Annotated in this window: 6 protein-coding genes and 2 pseudogenes; 1 reads left to right on the top strand and 7 read right to left on the bottom strand. The window is 61.1% G+C overall.

Annotation, left to right across the window (positions count from 1 at the left end):
* A pseudogene (locus tag EN906_RS26210) lies at window positions 1-184 on the top strand (N-acetyltransferase); the annotation flags it as partial.
* 90 nt (window positions 185-274) lie between these two features.
* Here the strand turns inward: EN906_RS26210 and EN906_RS26205 are convergent.
* The 7 genes and pseudogenes from EN906_RS26205 to EN906_RS26180 form a co-directional block, all read right to left on the bottom strand.
* Window positions 275-559 carry an SCP2 sterol-binding domain-containing protein gene (locus tag EN906_RS26205; RefSeq protein WP_013529756.1) on the bottom strand — a complete coding sequence of 95 codons (285 nt, stop codon included), beginning with the start codon at window positions 557-559 and terminating at the stop codon, window positions 275-277.
* 198 nt (window positions 560-757) lie between these two features.
* On the bottom strand, window positions 758-1,273 hold the full coding sequence (locus EN906_RS26200) for a hypothetical protein (protein WP_127270032.1): 516 nt from the start codon (window positions 1,271-1,273) through the stop codon (window positions 758-760).
* A 97-nt stretch (window positions 1,274-1,370) separates the two neighbouring features.
* Complete coding sequence (locus EN906_RS26195; protein WP_127375483.1) at window positions 1,371-1,796, bottom strand: hypothetical protein; 426 nt, start codon at window positions 1,794-1,796, stop codon at window positions 1,371-1,373.
* A 13-nt stretch (window positions 1,797-1,809) separates the two neighbouring features.
* Window positions 1,810-2,421, bottom strand: a complete 612-nt coding sequence (locus EN906_RS26190) for a rod-binding protein (protein WP_164748967.1) — start codon at window positions 2,419-2,421, stop codon at window positions 1,810-1,812.
* The gene (locus EN906_RS37440; protein WP_164748966.1) at window positions 2,409-2,564 is read right to left on the bottom strand and encodes a hypothetical protein; all 156 of its coding nucleotides are present in this window, start codon (window positions 2,562-2,564) and stop codon (window positions 2,409-2,411) included. The genes EN906_RS26190 and EN906_RS37440 overlap by 13 nt, the downstream gene beginning before the upstream one ends.
* 46 nt (window positions 2,565-2,610) lie before the next feature.
* Window positions 2,611-3,504 (bottom strand): carbohydrate ABC transporter permease, encoded by an 894-nt coding sequence (locus EN906_RS26185; RefSeq protein WP_127271704.1) that lies wholly within the window; start codon window positions 3,502-3,504, stop codon window positions 2,611-2,613.
* 1 nt (window position 3,505) lies between these two features.
* Window positions 3,506-3,778: pseudogene (locus tag EN906_RS26180) on the bottom strand (sugar ABC transporter permease); the annotation flags it as partial.

Raw genomic sequence — 3,778 nt, 5'->3', positions numbered from 1 at the left:
GCCCTCTTACGCGCGCTTCGGCTTCTCGGCCGAGAAGACCGGTTCACTTGCCATGCCGGGACCCTATGAGCGGCACCGCCTGCTGGCGCTGGAACTGGTGGAAGGCGCGCTTGACGGCGTGCACGGCACGCTGAAGGCGGCCGGCCGCAAGCTGAAGGCGCAGGAACTGATATCGGCGGCCTGACACGAAGCCGGCAGCATTTCATGCAAAAACGCCGCCCGAAAAGGCGGCGTTTTTGCGCTTGGTGGGTGCCGCTTGGGCGGCTGGATGCCTTCAGCCGATCAGCTGGCTGAGCGCCATGGCGACGGTCATGTCGCCTTCGACCTTTATCTTGCCGGTCATGAACGCCATTGTCGGGTTCAGGTCGCCAGCGATCAGCGAATCCAGATCGTCGAGCGAGAGCTTGATGGTGCAGTCGGTGGGTGCATCGGTGTTCGAGACGGTTGCGCCGTCGATGACGATGACGCCGTCGCTGCCGGTGTCGAATTTCACGGAACGATCGAACCCGCTGCTGGCCACGCGCGACTTGATCTTCTCGGCAATCTCCTGAACGCTCACGCTGTTCTCCTTGTCTGGTTGCATCTGTCTCGCAACGGCGCTTCGATCCAGCCGAAGCCCATGCCGCAGTTTCGCGATCACGGTCGCTGCCGCATATAGCTTTGGGTTGACGTTTACGTCAACGCGAATTCGGGCGGTTGGTTCCTGCCGTCGCGGCAGGTGAGCCCCGATGAGGCCGGGACTCCGAGCCGGGGCAACTCAGTGTTCCTTGAACGCCTTGGTCATTTCGCTCGCCGTCTCGCTTTTCTTGCGGCGCAGCCAGTTGTCGCGGATTTCGTCCTTCGACAGGAAATTGACCTGGTCGATCAGAACCTCATGCACCAAGGGCGCGCCGACACGCGCGTTGACGGTATCGCGGATTGCGGCGCGGAAGGCATCGAGATCGATCGTCGCCTTGTTGGTGAAGTCGATCTGCGGATTGGAATAGAGGTAGGAATAGACCTGGTCGGTGATCAGCGCTTCGGCCGGAATGGACAGCTTCTTTATCTGCTCGGGTTCGACGGTGTAGACGAGCTTGGTCAGGAAATAGCCGCCGATCTCAGAATCGCGGATCAGCGGCACCGAAATGATGTCGGTCTTGACGTAGTCGAGACCGCCCAGCATCGGCTTCGGCGTTTCGCCGACACCGCGCTCGCCGGCCGCCTGAAACGAATAGAACACGGCGCCGAGGGTTGCGGCGCAGATCCAGACGGCGATGGCGATGACCTTGATCATCGGCTCTTGTCAGTCCCTTGATCAGTCCCTTGCGAAGGCGACGCGGCACTGCGCCGTTGCTTCGGCAGTATCTCCGAAGTGTCGCTTGTGTTCGGCATCATGCCTTCATCCAGCCGAACTCGCCGGCGGAATAGGTGCCGTCGGTCTCGGCGCGCTGGATGGCGTGCCGCAGCAGGCTGGCGACTTCGTTGACCGCGCTGAGATGCGCCAGGATCGCCGCTTCGTTCTTCGCCAGCTTCTGGCGCAGCCGGGTCAGGCCCTCGCGGTGCTGTTCGAGGAATTCGGCTTCGCTGCCGCCCTTCATGGCGCGCGTCAACTCGTAGAGGTAGCGGCTCTTGCGGGCGTTCGACGCCTTGAGATCATAGTTGGTCGCGTTGCGGATACCGGCCGTCTCTTCCTCGACCACTTCCTGTATGCGACCGATGATGGCGGCGAGGTTGCCGGGCCGCGCGAACGGGATCGGCGCTTCCGACGCGGTCGTGCGTGCTGGCAGATTGGGGGTGGATTCTGAAAAGTCGGCCATGGCGTTTCCCAGTTTAGATCTTGATGTTTGTTTTTATGGTCGTCTCGTCACCGGTCATCGACCCCGCAGCCTTGCGCTGCAATTGGTGGACCAGCGAGGTCGACAGGCTGTTTTGCTGGTCGATCTCGGTCTTTTCCAACCCGCCCGAGACCGGACCGACCGGAACCACGCGCTTGCCTTCGAGATAGTGGTCGGCAAGCATCGACTTGGCGATGCCGATGCCGCCGCGTTCGGCCATCACATCGGCCACCCGCTCGGCAAGCTGCGATTTCCACATGTCGCCAGCCAGGCCCTTGCCGTAGACGCCCTCGGTGTCCTTTGGCAGCATGTTCTGGATGAAGGTCTGCAGCACCATCGCCTCGAACTTCTTGAATTTGTTGGCCGGGTCGGTTGCAGCGGCGGCCTTGTCGGCGGTGGCGCGCGACAGGATCGAGCCGGCATCGACCGAAGCGGCGGTGTCGAGTGAAAACGTGCCCGCAGCGCCGCCGGCCCGCTTTGCCAGCGCGGCGCGGGCGGTCTCGATATCCGCCGGGTCGGCGGCTCGGGCCACATCCATAACGATGTCGCTGGGTGGAGAAATCGCCAAGAAAGTCCGCCTTTTACCGGTTTTCCTTAGCCAGACCATGCCTCAACAAGCTTGTGGCAGGCTTGCGGGAAGGAGAGGGAGCGGAGTGCGCGGATCGGATCGAAGCTGCCGGCTTCGCGCCATCGGGCAGATTTTTCCATCGTCGCCTTTGGCCGGAAGCTGACGATCAGCTTGGCACCCACGAGCTTGCTTCGATGGTCCGCCGAGGGTGGGATTTCCGCCTCAGCTTCACTCCTTGACCGCCCCCGTCATCGAGGAGACGTAGTGCTCGACAAAGAATGAATAGAGCACCACCACCGGCAGGGAGCCGATCAGCGCGCCTGCCATCAGGGCTCCCCATTCATAGACGTCCGAACGTACGAGCTCGGTAAGCACGCCGACCGGCACGGTCTTGTTTTCGGACGATTGGATGAAGGTCAAGGCGTAGATGAATTCGTTCCATGACAGGGTGAAAGCGAAGATGCCGGCGGAAATCAGGCCGGGCACCGACAGCGGCAGAACTATCTTGGTCAGGATTTGCCAGCGGCTCGCGCCGTCGATCAGCGCGCATTCTTCCAGTTCGAAGGGTATCGAGCGGAAGTAGCCCATCAAGAGCCACGTGCAGAATGGAATGAGGAAGGTCGGATAGGTGAGGATCAGCGCGAACGGCGTATCGTAAAGCCCGAGGTTGAACACCATTACCGACAGGGGAATGAACAGTATCGAGGGCGGCACGAGATAGGCCAGGAAGATTGCCAAGCCGACCTGCCGCGCCCCGGAAAACCTCAAGCGCTCGATCGCATAGGCAGCGAACACCGCCGCCAGCAGCGACAGGAAAGTTGAGGCGGTCGAGATGATGATCGTGTTGAGAAGCCAGCCCGGATAGGATGTGTCGAAGAGCAGATACCGAATATGCTCGAGTGTCGGATTGACGACCCAGAACGGATTGAAATTGGCATAATCCGTCATCTCGAGATTGGGTTTCACCGCCGTGATCGTCATCCAGTAGAACGGGAACAGCAGCACGATGACGAAGATCAGGAGCGGCAGATAAACGGTGACCACGCGCCGGGGCAGGCTCTGGAGATAGCCCATGCCGCCTTCATCCGTGTTCGGACGATTGTTCGTTTCGATCGCGGCCATGTCAGTCTCCACCGCCCTGCTGCCATTTACGACGTTGCAGCCCGAAATAGCTGAAAAGGATCGCCGCTAGCAGGAACGGGGTCATCGCCACCGCGATCGCGGCTCCCTCGCCAAGCTGGCCGCCGGAAATGCCGCGCTGGAACGAGAGCGTCGCCATCAGATGGGTGGCATTCACCGGTCCGCCGCGAGTCAGCACATAGATCAACTGGAAATCGGTGAAGGTGAACAGGACCGAAAAGGTCATGGTGATGGCGATGATCGGCGTCAGCAGCGG

This window comes from Mesorhizobium sp. M7A.F.Ca.CA.004.06.1.1 (assembly GCF_003999135.1).
GTDB lineage: Bacteria > Pseudomonadota > Alphaproteobacteria > Rhizobiales > Rhizobiaceae > Mesorhizobium.
The sequence above is the reverse complement of the archived record's forward strand: the minus strand, read 5'-3'. Positions and strand labels throughout refer to the sequence as shown.

What these genes read in the sequence shown, in the direction of transcription:
- EN906_RS26200 (WP_127270032.1), bottom strand. Translation starts at nt 1,273, where the DNA reads ATGATCAAGGTCATCGCCATCGCCGTCTGGATCTGCGCCGCAACCCTC.
- EN906_RS26195 (WP_127375483.1), bottom strand. Translation starts at nt 1,796, where the DNA reads ATGGCCGACTTTTCAGAATCCACCCCCAATCTGCCAGCACGCACGACC.
- EN906_RS26190 (WP_164748967.1), bottom strand. Translation starts at nt 2,421, where the DNA reads ATGGTCTGGCTAAGGAAAACCGGTAAAAGGCGGACTTTCTTGGCGATT.
- EN906_RS26185 (WP_127271704.1), bottom strand. Translation starts at nt 3,504, where the DNA reads ATGGCCGCGATCGAAACGAACAATCGTCCGAACACGGATGAAGGCGGC.